23 protein-coding genes and 1 other annotated feature are annotated in these 24,888 nt (G+C 44.6%); of the genes, 17 read left to right on the forward strand and 6 right to left on the reverse strand.

Annotation, left to right across the window (positions count from 1 at the left end):
* Positions 1 to 24 precede the first annotated feature (24 nt).
* The 5 genes from G400_RS0109670 to recQ all read left to right on the forward strand — a co-directional run bounded on the left by G400_RS0109670 (position 25) and on the right by recQ (position 6,581).
* Complete coding sequence (locus G400_RS0109670; RefSeq protein WP_017260450.1) at positions 25 to 1,989, forward strand: M13 family metallopeptidase; 1,965 nt, start codon at positions 25 to 27, stop codon at positions 1,987 to 1,989.
* A gap of 254 nt (positions 1,990 to 2,243) precedes the next feature.
* Complete coding sequence (locus G400_RS14990) at positions 2,244 to 2,825, forward strand: GNAT family N-acetyltransferase (RefSeq protein ID WP_017260451.1); 582 nt, start codon at positions 2,244 to 2,246, stop codon at positions 2,823 to 2,825.
* Positions 2,826 to 2,900: 75 nt separating this feature from the next.
* Entirely contained in the window at positions 2,901 to 4,316 is a 1,416-nt protein-coding gene (locus G400_RS0109680) for a C69 family dipeptidase (protein ID WP_017260452.1), read from the forward strand.
* Positions 4,317 to 4,480: 164 nt separating this feature from the next.
* Positions 4,481 to 4,786, forward strand: coding sequence for a rhodanese-like domain-containing protein (locus tag G400_RS0109685; RefSeq protein ID WP_017260453.1), 306 nt, complete (start codon positions 4,481 to 4,483; stop codon positions 4,784 to 4,786).
* Positions 4,787 to 4,793: 7 nt separating this feature from the next.
* On the forward strand, positions 4,794 to 6,581 hold the full coding sequence (gene recQ, locus G400_RS0109690; RefSeq protein WP_017260454.1) for a DNA helicase RecQ: 1,788 nt from the start codon (positions 4,794 to 4,796) through the stop codon (positions 6,579 to 6,581).
* Positions 6,582 to 6,972: 391 nt separating this feature from the next.
* Here the strand turns inward: recQ and G400_RS0109695 are convergent, their stop codons facing one another.
* Complete coding sequence (locus tag G400_RS0109695) at positions 6,973 to 7,584, reverse strand: TetR/AcrR family transcriptional regulator (protein WP_017260455.1); 612 nt, start codon at positions 7,582 to 7,584, stop codon at positions 6,973 to 6,975.
* Between the two features lie 95 nt (positions 7,585 to 7,679).
* Between G400_RS0109695 and G400_RS0109700 the strand changes: the two genes are divergently transcribed.
* Positions 7,680 to 7,970 carry a YciI family protein gene (locus tag G400_RS0109700; protein WP_017260456.1) on the forward strand — a complete coding sequence of 97 codons (291 nt, stop codon included), beginning with the start codon at positions 7,680 to 7,682 and terminating at the stop codon, positions 7,968 to 7,970.
* A 60-nt stretch (positions 7,971 to 8,030) separates the two neighbouring features.
* On the opposite strand, the gene G400_RS0109705 is transcribed toward G400_RS0109700, so the two are convergent.
* Positions 8,031 to 8,387, reverse strand: coding sequence for a winged helix-turn-helix transcriptional regulator (locus G400_RS0109705; protein WP_017260457.1), 357 nt, complete (start codon positions 8,385 to 8,387; stop codon positions 8,031 to 8,033).
* Positions 8,388 to 8,616: 229 nt separating this feature from the next.
* Between G400_RS0109705 and G400_RS0109710 the strand changes: the two genes are divergently transcribed.
* Positions 8,617 to 9,633 carry a zinc-binding alcohol dehydrogenase family protein gene (locus tag G400_RS0109710; RefSeq protein ID WP_026017004.1) on the forward strand — a complete coding sequence of 339 codons (1,017 nt, stop codon included), beginning with the start codon at positions 8,617 to 8,619 and terminating at the stop codon, positions 9,631 to 9,633.
* A gap of 76 nt (positions 9,634 to 9,709) precedes the next feature.
* Positions 9,710 to 9,994: a hypothetical protein gene (locus G400_RS0109715; protein WP_152323463.1), complete on the forward strand. Its 285-nt coding sequence runs from the start codon at positions 9,710 to 9,712 to the stop codon at positions 9,992 to 9,994.
* A gap of 230 nt (positions 9,995 to 10,224) precedes the next feature.
* On the opposite strand, the gene G400_RS16330 is transcribed toward G400_RS0109715, so the two are convergent.
* The 3 genes from G400_RS16330 to G400_RS0109730 form a co-directional block, all read right to left on the reverse strand.
* On the reverse strand, positions 10,225 to 10,314 hold the full coding sequence (locus G400_RS16330) for a type I toxin-antitoxin system Fst family toxin (protein WP_017260460.1): 90 nt from the start codon (positions 10,312 to 10,314) through the stop codon (positions 10,225 to 10,227).
* Between the two features lie 224 nt (positions 10,315 to 10,538).
* Positions 10,539 to 11,921, reverse strand: coding sequence for a branched-chain amino acid transport system II carrier protein (gene brnQ / locus G400_RS0109725; RefSeq protein ID WP_017260461.1), 1,383 nt, complete (start codon positions 11,919 to 11,921; stop codon positions 10,539 to 10,541).
* 76 nt (positions 11,922 to 11,997) lie between these two features.
* Positions 11,998 to 12,237 (reverse strand) — a binding site (T-box leader).
* Positions 12,238 to 12,328: 91 nt separating this feature from the next.
* Positions 12,329 to 13,279: a DMT family transporter gene (locus G400_RS0109730; RefSeq protein ID WP_017260462.1), complete on the reverse strand. Its 951-nt coding sequence runs from the start codon at positions 13,277 to 13,279 to the stop codon at positions 12,329 to 12,331.
* Between the two features lie 244 nt (positions 13,280 to 13,523).
* On the opposite strand from G400_RS0109730, the gene G400_RS0109735 reads away from it, so the two are divergent.
* The gene (locus G400_RS0109735) at positions 13,524 to 15,002 is read left to right on the forward strand and encodes an ATP-binding cassette domain-containing protein (protein WP_017260463.1); all 1,479 of its coding nucleotides are present in this window, start codon (positions 13,524 to 13,526) and stop codon (positions 15,000 to 15,002) included.
* 626 nt (positions 15,003 to 15,628) lie between these two features.
* Here G400_RS0109735 and G400_RS0109740 read toward each other — a convergent pair.
* Positions 15,629 to 16,540, reverse strand: a complete 912-nt coding sequence (locus G400_RS0109740; RefSeq protein ID WP_017260464.1) for a proline-specific peptidase family protein — start codon at positions 16,538 to 16,540, stop codon at positions 15,629 to 15,631.
* A gap of 246 nt (positions 16,541 to 16,786) precedes the next feature.
* On the opposite strand from G400_RS0109740, the gene G400_RS0109745 reads away from it, so the two are divergent.
* From G400_RS0109745 to G400_RS15805, 8 genes are all read left to right on the forward strand, one after another.
* On the forward strand, positions 16,787 to 17,920 hold the full coding sequence (locus tag G400_RS0109745) for a DUF805 domain-containing protein (RefSeq protein ID WP_017260465.1): 1,134 nt from the start codon (positions 16,787 to 16,789) through the stop codon (positions 17,918 to 17,920).
* A complete protein-coding gene (locus G400_RS0109750; RefSeq protein WP_162129486.1) occupies positions 17,913 to 18,887 on the forward strand; it encodes an ABC transporter substrate-binding protein in 975 nt (324 codons plus the stop codon). The genes G400_RS0109745 and G400_RS0109750 overlap by 8 nt, the downstream gene beginning before the upstream one ends.
* A gap of 35 nt (positions 18,888 to 18,922) precedes the next feature.
* Positions 18,923 to 19,252 (forward strand): hypothetical protein, encoded by a 330-nt coding sequence (locus G400_RS0109755; protein ID WP_017260467.1) that lies wholly within the window; start codon positions 18,923 to 18,925, stop codon positions 19,250 to 19,252.
* 57 nt (positions 19,253 to 19,309) lie between these two features.
* Entirely contained in the window at positions 19,310 to 20,011 is a 702-nt protein-coding gene (locus G400_RS0109760) for an SDR family NAD(P)-dependent oxidoreductase (RefSeq protein WP_017260468.1), read from the forward strand.
* Positions 20,012 to 20,180: 169 nt separating this feature from the next.
* Positions 20,181 to 20,909 (forward strand): CPBP family intramembrane glutamic endopeptidase, encoded by a 729-nt coding sequence (locus G400_RS15800; protein WP_017260469.1) that lies wholly within the window; start codon positions 20,181 to 20,183, stop codon positions 20,907 to 20,909.
* Between the two features lie 271 nt (positions 20,910 to 21,180).
* Positions 21,181 to 23,403: an alpha-galactosidase gene (locus G400_RS0109770; RefSeq protein WP_017260470.1), complete on the forward strand. Its 2,223-nt coding sequence runs from the start codon at positions 21,181 to 21,183 to the stop codon at positions 23,401 to 23,403.
* 41 nt (positions 23,404 to 23,444) lie between these two features.
* Complete coding sequence (locus G400_RS0109775; protein WP_017260471.1) at positions 23,445 to 23,729, forward strand: hypothetical protein; 285 nt, start codon at positions 23,445 to 23,447, stop codon at positions 23,727 to 23,729.
* Positions 23,730 to 23,888: 159 nt separating this feature from the next.
* On the forward strand, positions 23,889 to 24,644 hold the full coding sequence (locus tag G400_RS15805; RefSeq protein ID WP_017260472.1) for a CPBP family intramembrane glutamic endopeptidase: 756 nt from the start codon (positions 23,889 to 23,891) through the stop codon (positions 24,642 to 24,644).
* Positions 24,645 to 24,888 lie beyond the last annotated feature (244 nt).

Here is a 24,888-nt window from a genome sequence, read left to right on the forward strand (position 1 = left end):
AGACTTGAAAACGAGGCAGTATATATGACAGTTAATAATCACATTGCAGCATTAGTCGGCGGTGCCACAAGCTCAGACGAGGGTACTGCAGATGTTAAAGATGATTTGTATTTAGGCGTTAATGGTGACTGGCTAAAGACGGCCAAAATTCCAGCTGACAAACCCACTACTGGTGGTTTTGCGGACTTAGTTGAAAACATTGAAAAGACATTGATGAATGACTTTGGCGACATGTTGGATGGCAAAGTTGAACCAAACAACGTTTTACTGGCTAACTTCATCGCTTTCTATCATCAAGCCAGTGATTATGCAGCCCGTGACAAGGATGGTTTCGAGCCATTAAAGCCACTGGTAAAACAGGTTCAGGATTTAACTAGTTTTGAAGACTTACAAAAGCAGTTAGTGACTTTCATTAAGCAGGGAAGTGGCGCCTTAATTCCAATCGACGTTGAACCTGACATGAAGGATACCAAACATCGTGTTGTAAACGTTGACGCACCAAGTTTGATCCTGCCAGATACAACCTATTATGCGGAGGGCAATGAAGCTGCGCCTAAATTGATGGCAGCGTTCCGTGGAATGATGACAAAACTGTTCAAGGCAACCGGTTTTAGTGATGACGAGATCAAAACAACGTTGGATCAAGCCGTTGCTTTGGATGCGAAGTTTGCTCAACACGAAAAGAGTAGTGAAGAAAAGGCTGATTATCCAAAGCTGTATAACCCACAAGACTTATCAGAGTTTGGCAAACACAGTTCTGTGCTGGACCTAAAGGCTTACGTGGATGAAGCACTTGATAACCGGGTTAACCGCGTTATCGTTGCTGATCCTAAGTTCTATGAAGCGTTTGACAGTCTTGTAACAGCTGATAATTTTGATGAAGTAAAGAGCTGGTACTTAGTTAAGGTGGTCCGCAACTGGGCTGGCTACTTAACCAACGATGCTCGGGTAATTGCCGGTGAATACAACCGCGCGCTGACGGGAACTAAGGAAGCGCCTGACAAACAAAAGGGTGCTTACCGCTTAGCCTACAGTCAATTCAACATGGTCGTTGGTGATTATTACGCTCGTAAGTATTTCGGTACTAAGGCGAAGAATGATGTCATGGACATGGTTCACCGGATGATTGACGTCTATAAAAACCGTTTGGCTAACAACGACTGGTTGAGCAAAGATACGCGCGACAAAGCTATTTTGAAGCTGAATACGTTGATTCCAAACGTTGGTTTTCCTGATAAAATCGATCCAGTGTTTGCACAGTTTGTGGTTAAGACTGAAGCAGACGGTGGCTCCTTATTCAGCAATGCATTGAACTTTGCAAAGATTGCGGCTCAGGCTAACTTTGATGACATCGATAAGCCAGTTGACCGGACTATGTGGAACTACATGGATCCAGCAATGGTTAACGCCTATTACGACCCATCGAACAACATCATCGTGTTCCCAGCCGCCATCCTGCAAGCGCCATTCTACAGCTTGAAGCAAACGAGTTCGGAAAACTTTGGTGGGATCGGTGCTGTTATGGCACATGAAATTTCACATGCCTTTGACAATAATGGTGCTCAATTCGACGAGTACGGGAACATGCACAATTGGTGGACCGAAGCCGATTTGAAGCACTTCCAAGGCTTGACGCAAGCGATGATCGACGAATTTAACGGTCTTGATTTTGCAGGTCAAAAGGTTAACGGTAAATTGGTTGTTTCTGAAAACGTTGCGGACCAAGGTGGCCTGAGCTGTGCGTTGGAAGCGGCTAAGGAAGATGACAGTTTCTCTGGCAAGGAATTCTTCACCAACTGGGCTAAGGTTTGGTGCATGAAGGCCAGCCAAGAATATGAACAAATGTTGTTGAGCATCGACGTCCACGCACCACATAAGTTGCGTGCCAATGTTCAGGCACAGAACCTGGATGACTTCTACACCGCTTTCGATGTCAAGGAAGGCGACGGCATGTGGTTGGCACCAGACAAGAGAGTGCATATTTGGTAAGAGCGTGAACACCCCCGGGTTGCGAGCCGAGCAATAACGGAAGTGAGGTACTGTGCAAGCGAACTTTGCTTGTGCTGTGCCTCATTTTGGTTATGCACAGGCGCGTGGGGGTGTGAACGCGTTTCGACTATATAAAAGTAAACAACAAAACCAAGCAGACTAAACTGCAACAACGGACGGCCAACCACAAGGTTCAAAATCCGCTTGGTCATCTAGTTTTCAGTTCCAAAATACGATTTAAAAAGGATTTTCTCATGCAAATTCGCGATTACCATTCTACAGACGAGCAGTCGTGGCTTCAATGCCGTGTCTTATCCTTCATGGATTCCAGTTATTTCCAAGACGTCCAACAGCACCGGCAAACGTTTGCGCGACCAAGTGTTGAATTAGTAGCCATGGAAAAGGACAAAATTATCGGCCTGATTGATGCGGAATTAAACAGTCAGAGCATGACGGACAAACAAGAATCCGGGGCAATGATTTGGAATTTGGCGGTTTTGCCAGAATATCGTCAACAAGGTGTTGCCAAGGACTTATGGCAAGCAATGCGCAAACGACTGCTGGATCAAGATATTCATTACTGCGAACTGTGGACGCAAGAGGATGTGCCGGCTAACCGTTTTTATCAACACAACGGGTTCAAACTGGATACTAATGCAACGTATTTACGGTGCAAAATTGGTGGCAGAGAGCTGCCATTAGCATTATCGAAGCAGCTTAACAAAACTGTTTATGTTGAGGACATGACGTTTGAAGCGCAAGTTAGTGAGCGGGAACAATTACAACCATTATGTGGTGAAATCATCGAAACTCGAATGTACACACAACACTTTTAATTGCCGCCAAGGACTAGGAATTTATCCATCAGACTTATACACTGGAATTACAATATAAATAAAGAAGGCTTTTTGATGAAAACGAATCATTCTTCATGCACGGCCATTTTAGTTGGTAAGAAAGCAACCATGGACGGCTCGACAATCATTGCACGGAACGAAGACGGCTATGGTGCCATCGGACCCAAGAAGTTCATCGTTCATGCGGCTCGTCACGGTCAACCGGACACGTACACATCCGTTACTACTGGGGTTAAAATTGACTTGCCAGCTGACGCATTACGGTATACGGCTGAGCCCAGTGTGCCAACAGATGAAGGTTTGTATGAAGAGGCCGGAATTAACGAAAAAAACGTTGCGATGAGTGCCACTGAAACAACGTTTACTAACCCACGGGTGCTTGGTTTCGATCCTTTGGTTCACGATGGTGTTGATGAAGAAGCGATGGTGACATTAGTGTTGCCATACATCAATTCTGCGCGTGAAGGGGTTCAACGTCTCGGCGATTTCATCGAAGATTACGGGACTGGTGAAAGTAACGGGATCGCTTTTTCTGATAAGGATGAAGTGTGGTACATGGAAACGGCTGGTGGTCATCACTGGGCAGCCGTTCGTTTGCCAGACGATGCTTATGCCGTTGCACCAAACCAAATCAACATTCAAACAATTGATTTCAATGACACTGACAACTTTATGTGGGCTAAAGACTTACAGGAGTTTGTGGCCGATAATCAGTTGAACCCAACACCAGACACGTTTAATTTCCGTGAGATTTTTGGAACCCACACTGAAAGTGACGCACATTACAATACACCGCGTGCTTGGTATGGTGAAAAATTATTTACACCGGATTTGGAACAAGAACCCACCAGTCAACAGATTCCGTTTATTCAACATGCTAACCGCAAACTAGCGGTGGAAGACGTTGAGTATTTCCTCACGTCTCACTATCAGGAAACACCGTTTGATCCGTTTGGCGATGGCACACCTGCTCAAAAGAAAACATTCCGTTCAATCGCATTGGATCGTAACCAGATTTCACACATCTTACAGATTCGGCCAAACGTCGACGCCGCGCATGCTGCTGTAGAATGGATGGCGATGGGCTTCTTTGCGTACAGTCCATACGTGCCATTCTTTACGAACATCAATGACACGCCGGCCAACTACAAGAACACCACTGAGGCCGTTTCGTTGGATAACGCGTACTGGTTATACAAATCGCTCGGTGTTTTAGTTGAACCACACTACCACGACTTTATTGTTGAGGTTAACGAGTACCGTGACGCTTGCCAGGCTTACGCTCGTTCGCGCGTGATTGCGGCGGATGCCGAGGCGTCATCGCAAAGTGACACAACAAGCTACCTTACGAAACAAAACGACGTCACTGCTGCTGAAATTACCAAACGAACAAAGACGTTAATGGATCATTTGGTTAAAGAGGCATTGGAGTTGTCAACGGTTACGTTTGAACCAGGGGATAATCTGTAATAGCTTATTAAGAGAGGTGAGAATCCGATTGTGGATTGTCACCTTTTTTAGTATCCGCGACGTTACTTCCAGCGGTAAAACGCGTATGTTATTGTAGTTTGCGACTAAGCCTGTATAATTGATAACGCACTAATGGTTAAAATTGCCATTACAAGAGGATAAATATGATTGAAATAACGGTTCAAACGTTGCACGAAATGTTACCGAATGTTGAACACTTAATCGATGTTCGAGAACCTGATGAATATGCGGAAGGCCACGTTGAACAAACAACGAACCTGCCATTAAGTACGATTGAACAGTGGTTATCAAACCTATCGAATACATCAACGTACACGGTGATTTGCCGCTCGGGACGGCGGTCATCACTAGCCATTGAACAAATGAAACAACATGGCATTACTGGTGTTAACGTCAACGGCGGCACCCTTGCTTGGCAGGCAGCAGGTTACCCAGTCACTAAGAAATGAGGAGCACATGACTGAAACAGCACTTAAAGTACTAAAGGACAAATTTGGCTATGATAGTTTTCGTCCAGGCCAAGATGAAATCATTAATAAAATTATGAATCACGAAAACGTCCTTGCTGTTATGCCAACGGGTGGCGGAAAGTCTTTGTGTTATCAGATTCCGGCCTTAATGCTGCCAGGTTTGACGGTGGTGGTGTCGCCCTTGATTTCACTGATGAAAGATCAGGTTGACGCATTATCTGAAAATGGGATTGCCGCCACATTTATCAACAGTACATTGGATTACCAAGAGATTGAACATCGTTTGCAACAGGCCGCAATGGATCAGGTCAAACTGATTTATTTGGCGCCCGAACGGTTGGATGATGAACGTTTTTTGAGCGAGCTGAGTGACTTAAACATCTCTCAACTGGCGATTGACGAGGCTCATTGTATTTCGCAGTGGGGGCACGATTTTCGGCCTAGTTATCTGAACTTGATGAAGACGGTGCACCAATTTCCATCTCATCCGGTAGTAGTGGCATTGACTGCGACGGCGACGAGCAAGGTTGCTAGTGATATTATGCAACGACTCAATATTGATCCTGCTAATGAGGTCAGTACTGGATTTGCGCGGGACAATTTGTCTTTTCAGGTCGTTAAAAACCAGAATAAAGAAGCTTTTTTATTAGAGTACCTTAAGGTAAACGCCAACGCGGCTGGAATCATTTATGCCAGCACCCGTAAAGAAGTTGAACGCTTAACGGGATTATTGCAGAAAAAGGGCATTAAGGCTGAAATGTATCACGCCGGTCTCAGCGAAGATGTGCGAAATAAGAATCAGGAAGACTTTTTGTACGATCGCGTTCAGGTAATGGTTGCGACAAACGCATTTGGGATGGGGATTGATAAAAGTAATGTGCGTTTCGTCATTCATTATCAAGTTCCTGGCAATCTTGAAGCCTATTACCAAGAAGCTGGCCGTGCAGGTCGTGATGGCCTGCCCAGCGAAGCAATTTTGATGTACCAACCGTCAGATTTACAGATTCAGCACTTTTTCATCGATCAGTCGGAGATGGAACCAGCATTTAAGACACGCGAATATTTGAAACTACAGGAAATGTCCAAGTATGCGAATACCGAGGGCTGTTTGCAACAATTTATTTTGAAGTATTTTGGTGAATCTTCACCGGCGTGTGGTCACTGTGGTAATTGTTTGGATGAACGGGATCAGATCAACGTGACAGTCGACGCCCAAAAGGTCTTATCCTGTGTTTTGCGAATGCGGCAACGTTATGGCAAGTCACTGATTGCGCAAGTATTGACTGGTTCGCATGTCAAACGAATTCGTGATGAACACTTTGACCAATTGTCGACTTATGGATTGATGAAAGGGCGGTCACAGAAGGAAGTTACAGATTTAATTGACTTCCTGACCAGCAGCGGCTATCTGCAACAAGTTGGTGGTGAGTATCCAACGCTACATGTGAGTGAAATGGGTGGCAGTGTCTTGAAGGGGAAGGCAAAAGTCCTTCGTCGTGGAGCAGTGAAGGCCAAACGAACGGTGTCAGTGGACGACGGTTTGTTCGAATCGTTACGTCAACTACGTTTGAATTTTGCCGAACAACAGCATGTGCCACCATATGTCATCTTTTCAGACAAAACATTGCAAGCCTTTTGTGAAGAATTACCGCAAAGCACGTTGGATATGTTGTCAATTAAGGGTGTCGGTCAGAATAAACTGGATAAGTACGGGGATGCATTCCTTAACGTTATTCAGGAATACGAAGCTGACGCAAGTGAGGCTGCCCAGTAAACAAATTTTTGGGAGGTTTCAGTATGAATAATCGTTGGCTAAAGCTTCCGGTTGTCAACAGTGACACGCTCACCGTGGGACCGGTTCGAGCCTCCAAAGTTCGGAGTCTTTCACCTCGCCGAAAAGCCTCGTGAAGCCCGCGAGGTTTTTCGACCGTCCGTAACTTAAATTCGGAGAACCACCGAATTAACGTTACTTTCCCGGCTCGGTATCACTGTTGACGCCCTGCATCTGATGTAGTCGCAAGATCCATTGAATAATTGTGTTCCCGGATATTTTAGTGCTTTTAACTATCAACTATAAAATAAGGCAAGACACTGTGAGAGTTAGTGTCTTGCCTTATTTTTGTAATGTTCACCGTAATCTAGGAGAAATGACTAAAAATCAGGTGTTATTTTCGAATTAGCGTTTTAATTAGACGATTGATAGTTATTGTGCCATGGTCGACGATATCAAAATCACCGTTTGCAAAACACCATGTGGCCATAATGCCACGAATCATTGAAGATAGATCAAACAGCACTTCATTTGCCGGTTGGATTAACAATCTTTTCTGTCCTTCTAATTGCTCAATATCCTGTTGAATTGATGTAACAAACCGTCTTTTTTCAAAATGGCTGCCTGGAATAGTCATGTTGGCCGTGAAATTAGTGATGTAGGCTAGTGTCGTTAACTCGACGCCAATAGTATTAGCAAATTTAAATTCCGCAATTAAGATTGCGATTAAATGATCTGCAGGATCAAGGTGTTCCTGGTCGAGGCTACTAATGCTATGCATGATATAGTCGTTTAGATTCTCATAAAAGACCTGTGATACGATGTCTTCCTTAGATCGGAAATGGACATAGAATGCCCCTGTTGTGACGTCAGCTGCATTCGCAATATCGCGAACTGAAACTTTATCGAAACCATTTTTCTTAATTAAAGCCGTAGCTGCCTTGAACAATGCAATCTTCGTAGCGGCTTTTTGTTTTTCGCGCTTGTTTGTTTTTTCCATTGACATTAACCTACCTCTGGACAATACTTATTAAGCTCACATAACATGTTATGTGAAAATCATTGTTTGAATTATTAAAAGTATAACAGGAGATGATGGTCATGTTTTTTATGGAATTGACTTATAAGAAGCCAATAAGTGTTGTTGAAGCAGCTTTACCTTTACATAATCAGTATTTGGATCGTAATTATAAACTGGGGAATTTTATTTTTTCAGGACGAAAAGATCCACACAATGGTGGCGTCATTTTAGCTAATGTAGCCGATTTGAAAGATTTAGAAAACATTTACCATGAGGATCCATTCTTTAGGCAAGGTATTGCAGATTATAAAATACTTAATTTTACGCCAACAAAGATGAATGATGTGTTTGCTCAAATCCCGTTAAGGTGATGATATGCAAAAATGCCACTTTAGTTAGCGGCATTTTTACGTGATTTCTATAAACTAAACCTAAGCCTGTGACGACTCTTCCTCACGATGGGTGGCGTTATAGTAGCGACCCCATTTTTCCATGGCGATGATCACAGGAACAAGGGTTTCACCGAATGAAGTTAGCCGATATTCGGTCTTGGGTGGCATGACAGGATAGATGGTTTTAACCAATACGCCATCGTTTTCAAGTTCTTTTAATTGCAGTGCCAGCATTCGATGAGAGCAGTCTTTCATTTGACGCTGCAGGTCCCCAAAGCGTTCGGTGCCGTTTTTGATAAGGTGAAATAAAATAACGCTTTTCCATTTACCCGAAATAATCTGTAGCGTGCTTTCAACTGGACAGCCATCCTGACAATCGTAAGTGTGACGTATCATAACTACCTCCAAGTCGCTAAATTCCTATCACTAAAGTATGTATTAGTGTCAGAATACAGCAGTCACGTTAAAATTAACAACAAATCATCGTCAACTGCGGTTACTAGTGAAAAATTTGTAACTAGGTGATTAAAATTTCACGATTGTAGCGTTTTTTGTCGATATTAGAATGGAGTTGTTGTTAGAGCAGTTGTCATAGGGAGAGGGAGTTATCAAAATGGCTAAAACAATGAATGCGATCGGTTTTACTGATCATTTGCCAATTACAGATGAGCACAGCTTACAAGACTTTACAGAAGCAGTTCCTGTTGCCAAGGGTCACGATTTATTAGTTCATGTTAGCGCAGTCTCGGTTAATCCAGTAGACATTGGCGTGCGTCGTGGCGGTCGTGGCCACTTGAGTCAGCCCCGTGTAATTGGCTGGGATGCAGTTGGCGAGGTCGTTGCCGTAGGTGGACAGGTACAGTTGTTTAATGTCGGTGACCGGGTTTATTACGCAGGTTCGTTTAAACGGGCGGGTAGCGATAGTGATTACCAGATCGTGGACGAACGCATTGTTGGTCACGCACCGCAGCATTTAAGTGATGCAGAAGCAGCGGCAATGCCGTTAACGACGCTGGCTGCGTGGGAAGCACTGTTTGAACAATTGCCAATTGACCCGGATGACAAAGAAAACAATGCGAAGCGCAATTTATTGATTATCAATGGTGCCGGTGGGGTTGGGTCCATTGCGACCCAACTCGCACATTGGGCTGGTTTGCACGTGATTGCGACAGCTTCGAGGCCAGAAACAATTGACTGGACGCTAGCTCACGGCGCGGATGAAACAGTTAATCACCGTGAAGATCTGGTTAAGCAAGTGCGTAATTTGGGATATCACTACGTAGATTATATTTTGGAACTGAATAATCTGGACGCTCATTGGAATGAAATGGCTGAGCTGATTGAACCAAGCGGCTGGATTGCCTCAATTACTGAAAATCATCGGCCAGTGGATCTCAAACGCCTGACTCAAAAACGGGGCCACTTTGCATGGGAGTGGATGTACACAAAATCATTTTTCCACACCGCAGATATGCAAACGCAACATGATATTTTAGAACGGGCCGCAAAGATGTTTGATGATGGGACGTTGAAAAGCACGTTGACCAAACAGTTATCACCATTTGATGCAGCGACATTACGTCAGGCTCATACGTTAGTAGAATCAGGTCACATGATGGGAAAAGTTGTCGTTACCCGGTGATTAGGAGTTGATGATGGCACCGACTCTTGTTGTTTGCGTGTATAATGGCGGCAAAAAGTATAATCAGGTGAATGTCATGAAATTAGATGGCCTTTTCGCTCGGATTAAAATGGTGCGGCTATTAAATATCTTCGGAGGCAGTTTGGGTACTTCCATGGCGATGAGAATGATTCAAAGACAGATTACCCATGATATGCTGTCTTTGCGATTAACGCCGGCTGATTTGAATAAAATGTTGAATTTGCCGCCGTATACGATTACTGCACTGGCGTCTGGAAACCCAGATTTCTTTCAGGTCAGTTATAAACAGTTGCAAAGATTGGCTAGAATGTTGGACGAACGGTTGGATGCCGTCCATTAAATGAAGGCGTTTTTTCCAGTATAGTTGCACTGATAACTGGATGAGATGTGACTGATAAAAATTGATGAGATATGGTCTGCTTATCGTTTGTCGATGTAGCAACTATGTGGTATATTATTGTCGAAGCGAAGCATGGAGGCATCCGACCCCTTACTAGGTGTGACTAGTAAGGGGTCTTTTTTCGAATAATATGTAATTAGACGGGACACTTTAGGTTGAATTATGGTCAACTACGGCCGATTGTGGCGATCATCCAACCAGTGGTCAAACATCTTTAAAAGCATGCCCACAATCAGTGGTGCTAAAAATAATTGAAGCATGGTTGCATCCCCCTTTCATCCAGATTCTCGATGAATCGAGTCGACCACGCTTTTAAGAATACCAAAACTAGTTCATTGTTTTTCTTACATGTTTATGAGAAAAAGCAGGCGACAAATCCCGTTATATTGGGATTTATCGCCTGCTTGTTTATTTTGATTTAGGATAGCAACTCGGTTATCAATGTGCAAATCACGTTTTTAATTAGATGACTGGCTAGTAATCTTTAGTTATCTGACAACGAGGCCGTGGTGTGTTCTCGAGCAAGTTTTACGAAATGCCAAGTCAAGCCGATCACCGCACCAACCAAAGCGGGTACAACCCAGTCCATACCGTACTTGGCGAATGGGAGGTAGCTCATTTGGAAACTGGTCATGGTTTTACCAAACGCACTTTGGCTAACGACTGGCGGAAAGGCGGCAATCATGTCGAAAACAGCGGGAACACAAGTGAACAGCACGACGAAAGCGTACACGACGGAATCACGTTTGAATAGGGGTGAAGTGATGGATAACAGAATCAGTACCATCGCAAGCGGGTATAAGAACATCAACATTGGCGTGGACCATGAAATGATTAGGTTAAGGCCGATGTTAGCCGTTAAGAAGGATGCGATGGTCGTGAACCGTAACCAAACGCGGTAGCTGATGCTTGGGAAATGTTTGTGGAAATCTTGGGCAAACGCAGCAACTAAGCCGATGGCGGTCGTGAGACAAGTAACCGTGATCAGAACGGCTAAAATAGCTTGGCCGGCGACACCGAGATAGTGGTTGACCAGCTGATCAAACGTGACCCCACCATTAGCGGCTAGTTTAAATTGGCCCAGTGACATGGCACCAATCACGATTAGTAATAAGTAAATGATGGCTTCGAAACCCATTGAGAAGAAACCAGCACGGGCCGTAACTAATGCGATGGCGTTAGGATTCCGTTTGCCAAGGGAGCGAATTGCAGTGACGACGGTAACCCCGAAGGCCAGCCCTGCCAAGGCGTCCATCGTGTTATATCCCTGAAGGAAACCGTTGAAAAAGGCATCATGCTGGTAGGCTGTTGTAACGGCCTGATGGACAGGATTGCCAAGTGGTTTCAAAAAGGCGAGGAAGAAGACCAGTGCTAGCAAAATTAGAAAAATTGGGTTTAGCAATTTACCGATATTGGCGACGATTTTACTTTGTTCAACAGAAAAGAAGTAGGCTAAACCGAAGAACACGGCGGAGAAAATGACGAGTCCTAAGGTTTGAAAATGTGCAGGCACTAACGGAGCGACACCGACAGTGTATGAAACGGTCGCTGTCCGGGGAGTACCAAACAGCGGTCCGATAGTACCGTGAATCAGAACCATAAAGGTGAGGGCAAACCAAACGCCGAGTGGGCGGCCTACGTCGTAAACACCGCCGGCACGGGTGATACTAATTGCCAGCACAGAAAGTAAGGGCAGCAATACCGCAGTTACCAGAAAGCCTAATGCTGCACTGAGCCAGTGGGCGCCAGATAATTGACCCAGGTGCAACGGAAAGATAAGGTTGCCGGCACCAAAGAAGAGTGCGAACAGCATTGAACTGACTAACGCATATTCACGTTTGGTTAATTTGTGTTCCTGTAATTCCATATAATTGCCTCTTTTCATTTACGTCATCGAGAAACTATTTTTTTGATAAAAAAACGTCCTTAGCCGAATTACTTCAGCTAAGGACGTTTGCACGTGTTACCACCTTTGTTCACAGACCTCTCACGAGAGCCTGCCTCTTCGAGTACGTGGCCTGCCGCCAGATACTCTAGCTCTGTAATGGGAGCACCCATTGACTACTGTTGTCGTAGTCAACGCTCAAAGATGATGTTCACTTGTGGTTGATCGACGCCCTTTCACCAATCGGCGCTCGCTTAACGATCTTTTCGCAGGTTACTTTTCTTTTCAACGCGTGTTTTATTCATCAAATTTTAATGTATTTATTATGATATCTTAGTCGAACATTGTCAACGATTTTTGAAAAAAGATTTATTCGCTACAAGTTATGTTTAGAACAGTTTGATCAACAATACACCAACAATCATGATCAGCAGGCCAATGATCTTAAGGGGAACGATAGGATTTCGTTTGGCACCGAACCAGCCGAACTGATCGACAATGAGGCCTCCGATAATCTGACCAAAAAGCACGATCACAACGGTTAAGCCAGTTCCGATGATGGGCACTAGATAAACATTACCAAGCACAAACAAGGCACCAATGAAGCCGCCAAACCAGATCCACCATGGACTGTGTGAGATGGCACCGACTGGGAACCGCAAACCGTGGTTTTGAATCAGCACCACAATTAATAAAATGAAGGTACCGACCAAAAAGCTGACGTAGGCACCTTGAATAGGTGATTTCAGTAAATGTCCTAAGTGACCGTTAATTGCAGTTTGTCCCGCGGCAAACGCACCAAACACGATACCCAACAATTGCCAAAAACCACGGTGGGGAACGTGATGAGTTTCAGTAGCTTCCGCAGAACCTTGGAACGTATTTTTACGAGCGCGTTCTGGTAGGACGACCGCAAAAACGATACCGACAATCATTAGGATTGCGCCGAAAGCACGCAACCAGGTGATTGAATGTTGAGCACTGGCAAACCAACCAAAGTTATCAATTAGCAGACCCATTAGGATTTCCCCTAAAATGGGCATTAAAACAGTTTGAATACCACCTAGTTTAGGAAACAACAAAATGTTCCCAGTGAGGTAGACAACGGCGAGCACACCACCAAGCCAGATCCACCAAGGATGGCTAGTAAAGAAAGTTCCGGGAATTAATAAACTGCGTCCAGTCGCAAGTAAAAGTGCAGTTAAAAGGACAGTTCCCATGAAAAATGACATCAATGAAGCAAAGTAGGGTGATTTGAGTGTCCCTTGTAAACGTGAATTAATGGCGGTTTCCATCGGCAAAGCGATTCCAATAGCGATGGCAATCGTAATGGCAAGCATATAATACCTCCTACAGCATTTGAATAACTCGTTTAATGTTACCACTCTGCACGGGATGTATGGTAAATTAAAAAGTAATGAGAATATAAGCGCGGTGATAATATTGGTATTTTAATAATGAATAACGTTATTTCGTGGAAGCGCGTTTGGTAATATCCATTCGTTAATCCTTCGAAGATAGTGAGTGTTCGAGTAACCTCACTATCTAAAACAAAACTAAATAGATAAAAAAGCAGGTGGTCGAATGAGTACCATTCAAATTGACCAATTAACGTTTCGTTATCCTGGCGCTGATGCACCGGTATTTGATAAGTTATCGCTCAATCTCGATACAACTTGGCGATTAGGTTTGATTGGCCGTAATGGTCGTGGCAAAACGACCTTCATGAATTTATTGCGAGGTCAGTTGTCCGGTCATGGATTGATTAAAAGTCCGGTGACGTTCAATTATTTTCCCGATGCAGCGATTAATCGATCGCAAACAGTCATGGCAATCATGACATCAACTGGTGCCGAAGAGTGGCAAGCCAGTTTGGAGTTGGATCGGATTGGACTAGATGAAAGCTATGAACAACGTCTGTTTGACACACTTAGCGGTGGCGAACAAACGCGGGTCTTGCTAGCGCGCGGATTCGTTAACGAAAACGACTTTCCGTTAATTGATGAACCAACGAATCACTTGGATATTGAAGGTCGTCAGGTCGTCGGCACTTATCTGAGACAAAAACAGGGTTTCATTTGCGTCAGTCATGATGAGAGTTTTTTGAATCTGTTCGTGGACCACGTTATGTCGTTAAATCGGAGCTCTGTGGATTTAGTAGCGGGCAATGTCGAAAACTGGCAGGTTGATAAAGAGCGCCGTGACAATGCGGCGACCACGCAGAACGAGCATTTGCAGCATCGTATCAAGCAATTGTCGAGCCGTGCCAATATTCAGCGCGAGTGGGCTGAAAAGCGTGAACGTGAGTCAAATGACGCTTCTAGTCGACGAATGGCTAAGAAATTGATGTCTCGCGCGAAGGTGTTTGAACACCGAACAGATGCCGCGATTGAACAACGGAAAGGCTTAATGAACGATGTCGATCAGGTGGATAGATTGCGAACCAATGTTCAACAAACTGCAGGCGGACAGTTGTTGTTCAGTTTGAGGGACTTCAGCGTTAAACGGCAAAACGGACCGCTATTTCAACCCGTTTCGTTGGATTTTCACAGGGGCGACCGCTTAGCAATCCTCGGCCCCAACGGCGTGGGTAAAACTAGTTTTCTGAACTTGCTTCGCGGGCAGGAAAAGTTGGCCTACGACGGCTATTTGATGAATGATTTGCCTCAAGACATCGGTTACCTGTCCCAGCAGTTTACTGATTTTATCATGGACGGTTCGTTTGACCGATGGCGTGACCATCATGATGAAACGACCGTTTGGAATTTAATGCATCAGTTAGGTGTTTCACGCCCAAGATTAAAGGCGCCGACCAGCGAATGGAGCATGGGCGAAATGAAGAAAGCCGCGTTGGCAGTGAGCTTGAGTGAGCCACACGAAATATTGGTTTGGGATGAGCCGACTAACTATTTGGATATTGACGCTCGCGAACAGTTGCAAACCTTGATTCAGCAGGTGCGCCCCACGATGGTTTTGATTGATCATGATCGTCATTTCATTGAGGAAACGTGTACACAACAAATGACGCTGAACAAATTCGAAAACAAGCCCTGTCTTCATTAGTAATTGTGGCGATCATTCAACCAGTGGTTAAAACACCTTTAAAAGTTTGCGTACAATCAGCTGCCTAAAACATGTGTGGTATATTCCGTTGCGGCACCCAACAACGCCGTTCCGTGGGGAACGTTTCAGCCCGCTGAAAATCGCGGTCTTCAACATCGACTTTGAGCCCAAAGGTCTCAAAGCTCGTCCCACACAACTAAATGGCGAAAACCATGCCATTAAGTTGTGTTGACACGGAACTCTGTTGCTGGTCGCCTTCACTTAACTGTCACCTTGTTGATTAGTGTAATCGGCTAGATTGTTAAACTGAGTGTTCAATATTTAAAACTAATGTAAGCTGGAGGGCGTCAAAATTGAATGCAAGCCGTGAAGGTGGTGTTAATTGGGCGTTTTTAAGCCCAATTTACAGCACGGGACGGTCGTGAAGACGTGGTTTTCGGCTTCACGGCGAAGTGAACGACTCCGAACTTTAGGAGGCGTGAACTGGTCCCACGGTGGAATTCAATTTGGACAACCGCAAGCGTGAGTCAATGGCAACGGTCTATCATCTAGACAAGCAAACAGGCGACAAGTCCCTGATATAAGGGATTTGCCGCCTGCTTATTTGTGACTAGTGAATTTAAAAATTAGTCGTTAAAGTTGCCGCTTTCAACATCTTTGATGAACTTGGCCAAGTGATCGAAGTAAACGGGCGCGTTATCGATCATGTGGTGGTGACCACCATCTGGTGTTGTTTCAAGACGAGCGTGAGGGATCAGCTTTTGCATGGTCCGCGCTGTGTCTAATGGCATAGTTTCGTGCTCACCAAACGTTAATAGCGTTGGAACCTTGATGTCCTTAAGGTGATCACGGAAGTGCCAGTCCTTCAACTTACCGGTAATAACGAATTCGTTGTCACCTTGGAAAGCGTTGTAAACGGGTGTTGCCATCGTTGAAATTAAATGAGCGATTGCCGGTGGCTGTTTGCGGTCAACATAGCCACGGTTTAAGACATCAACATCAGCTTGGTAACGGTCGTTGTCATAGTCATTTTTAGCTTCGCAAGACTGCATAAACTTAACTTCTTCGGCAGGTAATGCCTCTTCACGAACCTTGTTAATGTGGGTGACGTATTCATCAATTTCATCGACCATTGATGAAACAATCGCGCCTTTCAAATGGTCGCCGTATTTAGCAGCGTATTCTTGAACTAACAAGCCGCCCCAACTTTGACCGATAAGGTAGAAGTTGTCGATGCCAAGCTTTTGGCGAACTTCTTCAACTTCATCCAAGAAGTATTCATAAGTGAGGTACTTGTCAGCAGTTGCCTTGTCTGAGTAATCGGGTTGGTCTGAGTAAAATGAACCCAGTTGATCGTACATGTGAACGGTCACGTTCAAGCCTTGTTTGCCAAGTTCTTCAGCAAAGTTTTCCCAGTATTCGTGTGTGCCACCAGGGCCACCGTGCAGACATAGTAAGTGAATGTCGCCCGTGCCTTGAGTGTTAGTCCATAAGTGATACCCGTTGTCGAGTGTCATGATGGTGGTTCCTTGTTTCATGGGGTCAGCCTCCTTCATGTAATATCACTAGTTTATCACGTTTCTGATGGTGTTCATCAATTTACTAATAAATGGTCGCGAAATCGGCGAATATTTGTGCAAACAGACCTATTATTGGTTAAAATTAAGGGTAATGCCGGTGGTTTCGTGTTTTATGAACGTTAAGGCAATAGACAAATGTTTATTAAGAGAGTGGACTTACAAATGACTAAGTAAGTGCACGGTTAAGAGAGAGGATAAACTGACATGAATATTTGGGCAAACTATATTGCCAGTTGGCAACAAATTTTTAATTATCGCGGTAAGACGCGGCGACGTGATTTCTGGGCAGCCATTATTGGCATGGTGATTGCCAGTATCGTGGTTAGTACGATTCTATCAGGTGCAACGGGATTGAGTGACGGAATTGCGCTTCCGGCCCACTGGTTGGAAAACTTCTTCTTTCTGGCTCAGTTTTTACAATATCTAAGTATGTCGGTTCGGCGGTTACATAGTTTAAGTTTGTCTGGTCACTATCAGTGGCTGATGCTGGTTCCTGGTGTGCACATGATTGTTTTGCATGCATTACCAGAAGTTGAAAAAGACCCACGTGCGCCATGGTACAACATGATGAGCGTCGATAATGGGCCAGCAAGTTTAGAGGTTAACCATCGCGGTCATGTAAGTGGCATTTTGAGTAATGCTTTTGGGTACACATGGCGAAATATGTTTAATTTTCGCGACACGGTATCACGAGGCAACTATTTATGGGCGAGGGTGACCTGGAGCATTTTCAGTTTGTTCGCGGGAGCGTTGCTTTCGCTGACTATCTTTTTAATTGTCGTTGTACGTATTTTTGTTTCATTATTAATGAACCGTGGGAATACACTACAATTGAATCCAAGTCTGCAATCGCCAGCGTTTGATCCAAGCGTGTTGAACGGATTGGGTCTTTTCATCATTCCGGTTGGATTGATAGTCGGTTTTTTGATTGTATTTCCAATCGTTTCACTAACTGCCCGACGCCTACATGATCAAGAATTAAGTGCTTGGTGGGTGTTCTTATACTTGGCAGGTTCTGTTGGTAGTTTGATTTTACTCTTGTTGTCGTTGCTGCCGGCTAAGGATGGTCAAACAAAATATGCAGTCGCAGATGGGCGCCCAGCCGCGAACACTGAGAGTAGCGATAGTGGCGATAAAAGTGAACAAACGGTCAGCGCTTCGGCGGCTTCTTCACAGGCTTCAGTAGAGGTCTTTTATCCACAATCTGTCACAAGCGCGGCACAAGTTGAAGTGTTCTATCCACAGTCATCAACCGTCGCTTCTAGTGAGTCCGCCGCTACAAGCGATACTAGCGTGCAATCAAACGCCGCATCCGAGGATCGTGATGACCATGTCTAAGCGTCGACATAAATTGTTGCTGACCACGGTCACTCTAGCAGCTTTGGCTACGTTATTGGTAATCGTTTCGGCATGTGGTCGTTCAACACAAAGGGTCAGTGCCCCAGCAACAAAACCAACCAACATTAATTTTGCTGTTGGTCAGTCGGTGGACGCCTTACCGCTATATGTGGCGGAAGAGCGCGGTTACTTCACGCAAGCTAAATTGCGCGTGACTTTAACTAATGTTGCGGCGGCTGACGATCGCGTCAGTGGTATCAGTACGCATCAGTTTGAAGGCGCCATTAGTGGCTTGCCTGAGCTAATGATGACGAGTGGCACGCACCCAACGAGCCAAGTGGTAGGCAACGCCACGAATTATACTGCGCTGATGACGACGGATGATAACGTAACTAAGCTGAAACAGTTAAAGAATAAAACGGTTGGTACACTGGCGAATTCAACGCAGGCATACGCTACTGATTTGCTTATTGAAGATGCAAAGTTAACGGACAAAAACGTTACGTTGAAAACGACGGCTAGTGAAACCGAACTGATGAGCGCCGCTAATAATCATACTGCGAGTGCTGTTAGTTTGACGGATCCTAACGCAAGCTTATTGCGGCGCCAGGGAGCGCGAACACTAGCCCAAACGACGGCCAATCAAGCTAATACCGGAATTGTGTTTGGCAATAGCATGTTGAAGAATCATGCTGCGGCCGTGCAAGGCTTCATGAGGGCCTATAACCAGGCGGTGGATTACATCAATGCGCATCCCAGCACAATGGATTATCAAGAAATTTTAGTTAGCAAACTCGGTTATCCTGGGGATGGTCTGAATGCGTTAGCACTGCCGCATTTTGCTACGGCAACGACGGTTAGCAAACAGTCGTTGGGGGATGTTCGCAGTTGGTTATTGGCTAAGAATCAGGGGCTACGATTAGCGACTGTTGAGCGTTATCGTTCCACCTTACTATCTGACAAATAACAGTGTGATTAGCACATAATGAATGAGGATAAAACATGTTAATGAAAGTTTTGAGCTTCATCACAACATTTGCTGTGGCAATATACGGTATTTGGATTATTATCGCGGCGCAACGTAAAAAGACCCGGCCTGCGCGTGAGTATCAATTATGGCTGCTTGTCGGCGGTATTTTTATACTTTGTCAGGTTTTATTTAGCGACAATCGGCTATTAGGCGCGGCACTATTGTTTGTGGGCTGTGTAGTGGTATCAGCTGTATATTATCTGATTGACCGTAAACAACATGACACGATTAACTGGCGGTCACACGTTCTACGTGGCTTGCTGGAACTTGTACTGGTTGTGTGGGCCGCATTTGTTGGGTAGTGACATAACAAGGTCGGTTCTGGATAACAAAGTGAAAATGATTGGGAGCAAACTTAAATGAGTAAAAGTGTATTGATTACTGGTGCGACCCGTGGCATTGGGCTAGCACTGGCACAAAAGTATGTTGAAGACGGTGACCTAGTGCTCGTTGGCACCCGAGATTTGAATCGTGGCTTGGATGTTGTCGATGAGTTACGTGACAATGGTGGTCAAGCCCGATTATTACAGATTGATTTAATGGATCATGGCAGTGTGATGCAGGCCGGTCAGTGGATTGGTGAGCAGTTTGGCAAACTGGATTTGTTGATCAACAACGCTGGGGTGTTTGACGATCACGATATCCAGGCCAGTCATGAAGATTCGGAAAGCCTTCATCAAACATTTGATGTGAACGTGTTGGGGACTTACTTGGTCACTCAGCAGATGTTGCCGTGGCTGGAGGCTGCTAATGATGGCATGGTAATTAGCATGTCGGATGAATTAGCTACATTTGCTAACTTTGCTGCCAGCACGCCCACAACTGGACTGGGTCAACGGATTTCTCGAATGGGCGTTAACGCGATGACCGTGCTACTTCAAAATGAACTGCGAGGTAATGTTCATTTCCGTGCGGTGACTCCCGGTCCAATTGCCAGCAACCCAGCACGAAAGGGAGCACCAGTCGCAACTGCCGTTGATTTAATTCAAAAGATTGATCAACACAAGGATTCCGATTGGGATGGCAAGTTAATTGGTCCTAGCGGAATACTCCCGTTTTAGGGTGAAATGCTTTAACAATCGAGGTGGGCGTGATGCCGAAACACGGTCGATTATGGTATCAAATTCGTAATGCACGCTATACGGATTAAGCCGAGGACTTATCATTCACTGCTTTTATATAAAAACTGTTATGATTTTAGCTAATCACAGTTATTAGGGGATGGAGTCAATGTCGCAAAACAAATGGTTTAAAGTGTTGGTGCCTTGGGTTGTTGTTATTATTGTTGCCTTATTATTTGGCTGGATTCAAAGGTCAACGGGTTCCACCATTAGTTTTATCGTAATTTTTGAAGTCGTGATGTTCACAAGTGTGTGGCTACTCAACCATTTTTGGCTACATGTTCCGATCTTCTTAAGGCCAACAGAACGTTCTTGGCGGTTACTGCCAATTAATTGGACGAGTCTTGTTGTTTTATTACTGGCGATCGCCGTTGTCTTTGGTGGCAAAGGGAACTTCTGGTTATCATGTGTGGTATTGGTATTTGTGGGTATTACAGAAGAATTCGCTTTTCGTGGCGTCATCTTGCCGCTTGCCAGCAAGCTGGGTTCGGTTCAGAATCAACTATGGGTCGGTATACTTGTCTCTAGTGCATTATTTGGCGTGGCACACGGGGTGAATTTACTGCATCAGGCGCTGTTGATTACAGGCTTTCAGATGTTATCGGCATTTTCAATTGGAATTTTACTGTCTGCATTGTATTTGAGAACCGGTAGTCTTGTGTTTCCAATTCTATTGCATGGGTTAAACGATTTTCTCAGTTCTTATGGTAGTGGTGGTCTCCAAAGCCCACAGGTGTCACTGACTGGCGTTGGATTAGCGTTGGTTTACTTACTGACAGGACTATTTTTACTGCGTAAGTCTAAGCGAAACACTATTCAGCAGCCAATTAAAGCGTGATTGTGAGATCTTAGCGAGATATAAAGTAATTTTACAAACGAAATAGACATCCTTGCGATGTCTATTTTTTTAGCCTTAAATAAGGAAACCAACGCAGTGAACAATCGATTATTGACGCAAACTACAAACCTGATCATTCGGCCACCACGATGGGATGATGGAATAGTAGGCCAATAATAAAAAACGATTTTGTAAGCGATTACAAAACGTGTAAAATTGAGGCATGAGACTGTTAATTTGTTAATAAGTAAAGTTTATAGGAGGTTGTCCCATGAGTATCTCAGTGACAGGAAATGATTTTAATTTACAAACAGCGCATACCAGTTATTTGATGGGTGTGCTTGAAAACGGTGAAATAGGTCAATATTATTATGGCCCACGGCTCGGTGACAAGGTCAATACGGCTGATTTTCGGCACCGAGAATTCCGTTCCATCACCCCAACGTTAACGGCGGAACAACCTGAAGTGACCATGAGTATGATTAAGCAAGAATATCCAAGTTATGGTCATGGGGACTTTCGTTATCCTGCGTATCAGGTCACTTATGATAATGGTGCGCGGATTTCTGAATTTGTTTATCAGAATTATGAAATTGTTGATGGCAAACCAAAGCTCGGTGCATTGCCCTCTGCCAGTGCAGATGCGGACGACAAACACGTTCAAACTCTACGCATTCATTTGCTTGAAAAACAAAGCGGCCTGCAGCTGACCTTAAATTACAGTGTATTCGAAGACGAAGACGTGATTGTTCGCAGCACGAAGTTTGAAAACAAAGGGGAAACGAAGATTAAACTCAACGCTGCATTGAGTGCGAGCGTCGATTTCTCTGATGATCAGTATGACATGATTCAACTGTCTGGTGCGTGGGCACGTGAGCGGCATCTGTACCGGCGTCCATTGACGCGTGGTGTGCAAGCAATCAGCAGTACACGCGATGCCAGCAGTGCGCAACAGAGTCCATTTTTAGCACTTGCCCGTAAACAGACTACGGATCAAAACGGCGACGTTTATGGTTTTAACTTGGTGTATAGCGGCAACTTCCTGGCGCAGGTCGAAGTCGATTCCTATAACGTCACGCGGATGACGATGGGTATTAATCCGTTTGAATTCGGCTGGCAACTCAAAGCACATACGCAATTTCAAACGCCTGAGGTAATGATGACGTTTGCGAGTGACGGTTTTAACGGCATGAGTCATCAATTTCAACGCTTCTTAACCAACCATTTGATCTCAAAACGGTGGGTCAAAGAACCACGGCCAATTCTCATTAACAATTGGGAGGCAACCTATTTCGATTTCAATGAGCAAAAACTATTAGCTATTGCGAAATCGGCGAAGTCGCTGGGGATTGAACTGTTTGTGCTCGATGACGGTTGGTTTGGCAAACGTAATGATGATAATAGCTCGTTGGGAGATTGGCAGGTCAACTTAGCCAAGTTGCCAAACGGATTGAGTGGGTTAGCCAATAAAATTCACGATTTGGGCCTTCAATTTGGCCTATGGTTTGAACCAGAAATGATTTCTAAGGAAAGTAAACTATATGCGGCTCATCCAGATTGGGCCATTCATGTACCAGATCGGCGAATGACACCGGCCCGAAACCAGTTTGTGCTGGACTTCTCCCGTCAGGAGGTAATTGATTATCTGTTTGACCAAATGGCGGCGGCAATTCGTGAAACACGCCTTGACTATATTAAGTGGGATATGAACCGCCACATTACTGAAATGTTTAGTTTGGCACTGTCAGCGGATCAACAAGAAGAACTCCCACACCGCTACATTTTGGGAGTTTACCAATTGTATGAACGGTTGACGTCCGCATTTCCTGATGTTCTGTTTGAATCATGTTCGTCTGGTGGTGGCCGTTTTGACGCTGGCATGTTGTACTATGCGCCGCAAACGTGGACCAGTGATGATACGGATGCTATTGAACGACTCAAAATTCAGTGGGGTACTTCAATGATCTATCCGTTGAGTACAATGGGAGCCCACGTTTCTGCTGTACCAAACCATCAGGATCGCCGCGTGACCTCACTAGCAACCAGGGCTGCTGTCGCTTACTTTGGTGTACTTGGCTATGAACTGGATATTAGTAAAATGAGTCCGGCCGAAAAGACAACTGTGGTTGATCAGATCAAGTTTTATAAACAGTACCGGCCACTATTCCAGCAGGGCACGTTCATCCGTTTACAGAGTCCGTATGATGGCGATGGTAACGTGACATCTTGGATGGTCGTCAGTGACGATCAAAAAACAGCTATTGCAGGGCGTTATCAAGTTTTGGCCGAGCCTAACCCAGCCTATCGTCGTTTGAAGTTTGCCGGACTGAATCCCGATTTTCTGTACACTGTCGATGGTGTTGATGGCGAATTTTCAGGTCGTCAATTGATGAATGCCGGGATTTTTATTCCAGAGTTATTCGCAGAACGCGGTGATAATCGTGACCGAACTTTCGATTTTCATGCGGATCTATATGTCGTACACGCTAAATAAAAGAGTCAACTGAGAAATTACTGGAGGGATCAAATGTCCGTTTGAGCACTGTTTTAACCCGAGGGGGCGGTAATGATGATTCGAAAACAATTGCATCGCCAAACTCCGAAACGTTGACTGCCGCTGTATTGCTGGTTGGCACTAATTCAGGCGCCTTGCTCGCGCCATATGGCATTAAGGTACTGAGTGCAATTACACATGATTCGGTGGGAACGAAAACGTTCTTTTTGCTTGGGTCGCTTTTAGTCGTGATAACGATTGGCGCGTTTGCGATTGCAATAACGGGGAGTCACCGTCGTCAAACTTCTTCCAGGACATCGCGTTAAATCAATTAAAGAATATCCATTGATCCTGATAAACGCTGATATAGCGGGTGTCTAGGATTCTTAGCCCAGTAATGAACATTAATTACTGGGATTTTTTAGTGTCCAATCATAAACTAATCTCACGATAAGAAAATAGCGTTTAGTGAGGAGATGTTTACAATGCTCAAAAATAAATGGGTTCAATTGTTGGCGCCAGTTTTAGTTCTTTGGTTGGTGTTGGGAATTTCAAAATTTGCGGCAAGCCCACACTCGATTATGGGAGAAACGATGTGGGAAGTCATCCTTTTAGCTGGTCCGTTGCTACTGAATCTAGGGTGGATAAATCAACCGATTGGATTGACATCGACTCTTTCGCCGCATAAATTAATGTGGATCAACTGGTATGGCATTTTTCGCGCTTTGCTGGCAATCATGGTGATCGTTATTGCAATCAGAGATGGTCGTGTCACTGCCATCTTAAGAGCCTTTGTTTTAGCGATGTTTGTCGGCCTCACTGAAGAATATGTTTTTCGCGGTATGATATTGCCGTTAGCCATCAGGGCTTTTTCTGGAAAACATCAAATCTTTTTTGGCGTAATGGTTAGCAGTATATTATTTGGTTCGACGCACCTTTTCAATATAACGCAGCAATCATTGCTGGCAACATCAGAGCAAATGCTTTCTGCGACAGCTATAGGCGCCCTTCTTGCGGCAATATACCTGAGAACAGGAAATCTCTGGTTTGTCATCGTAACGCATGCGTTACAAGACTTTCCGGGCATAGCAGGTCCCAGTCAGGGCATGCAACTGGAGATGTCAGTGCTACCTTTGATGATTATTACGGCGGCATTCTTTATCTTTGCATGGTTATTGTTGCGAAAAACAAAAGTGAAAACAGTGGACTTGAAGCGACTTGGGTTGACTCCGATAATCTAGTTTTTAATTACGGCAGCTGTAACATGGGCTTTAGATTCCTATAAGATAAAAAACGATCACACTTGAAGATTTTCACTTCAGGTGTGATCGTTTTGATGATGCATTTTATTTATAGTAGCGTTTATTTTTTGCGAATGCTTTTTGTCCACAGACCACTGAAATGAGTGAAGTGGTCTGGCGACAGAGTTCCGTGAAAGTCATACTAGCTGGCGGAAACCGGCTAGTATGACGGGACGACTTCAGA

This window comes from Furfurilactobacillus rossiae DSM 15814 (assembly GCF_000428925.1).
GTDB lineage: Bacteria > Bacillota > Bacilli > Lactobacillales > Lactobacillaceae > Furfurilactobacillus > Furfurilactobacillus rossiae.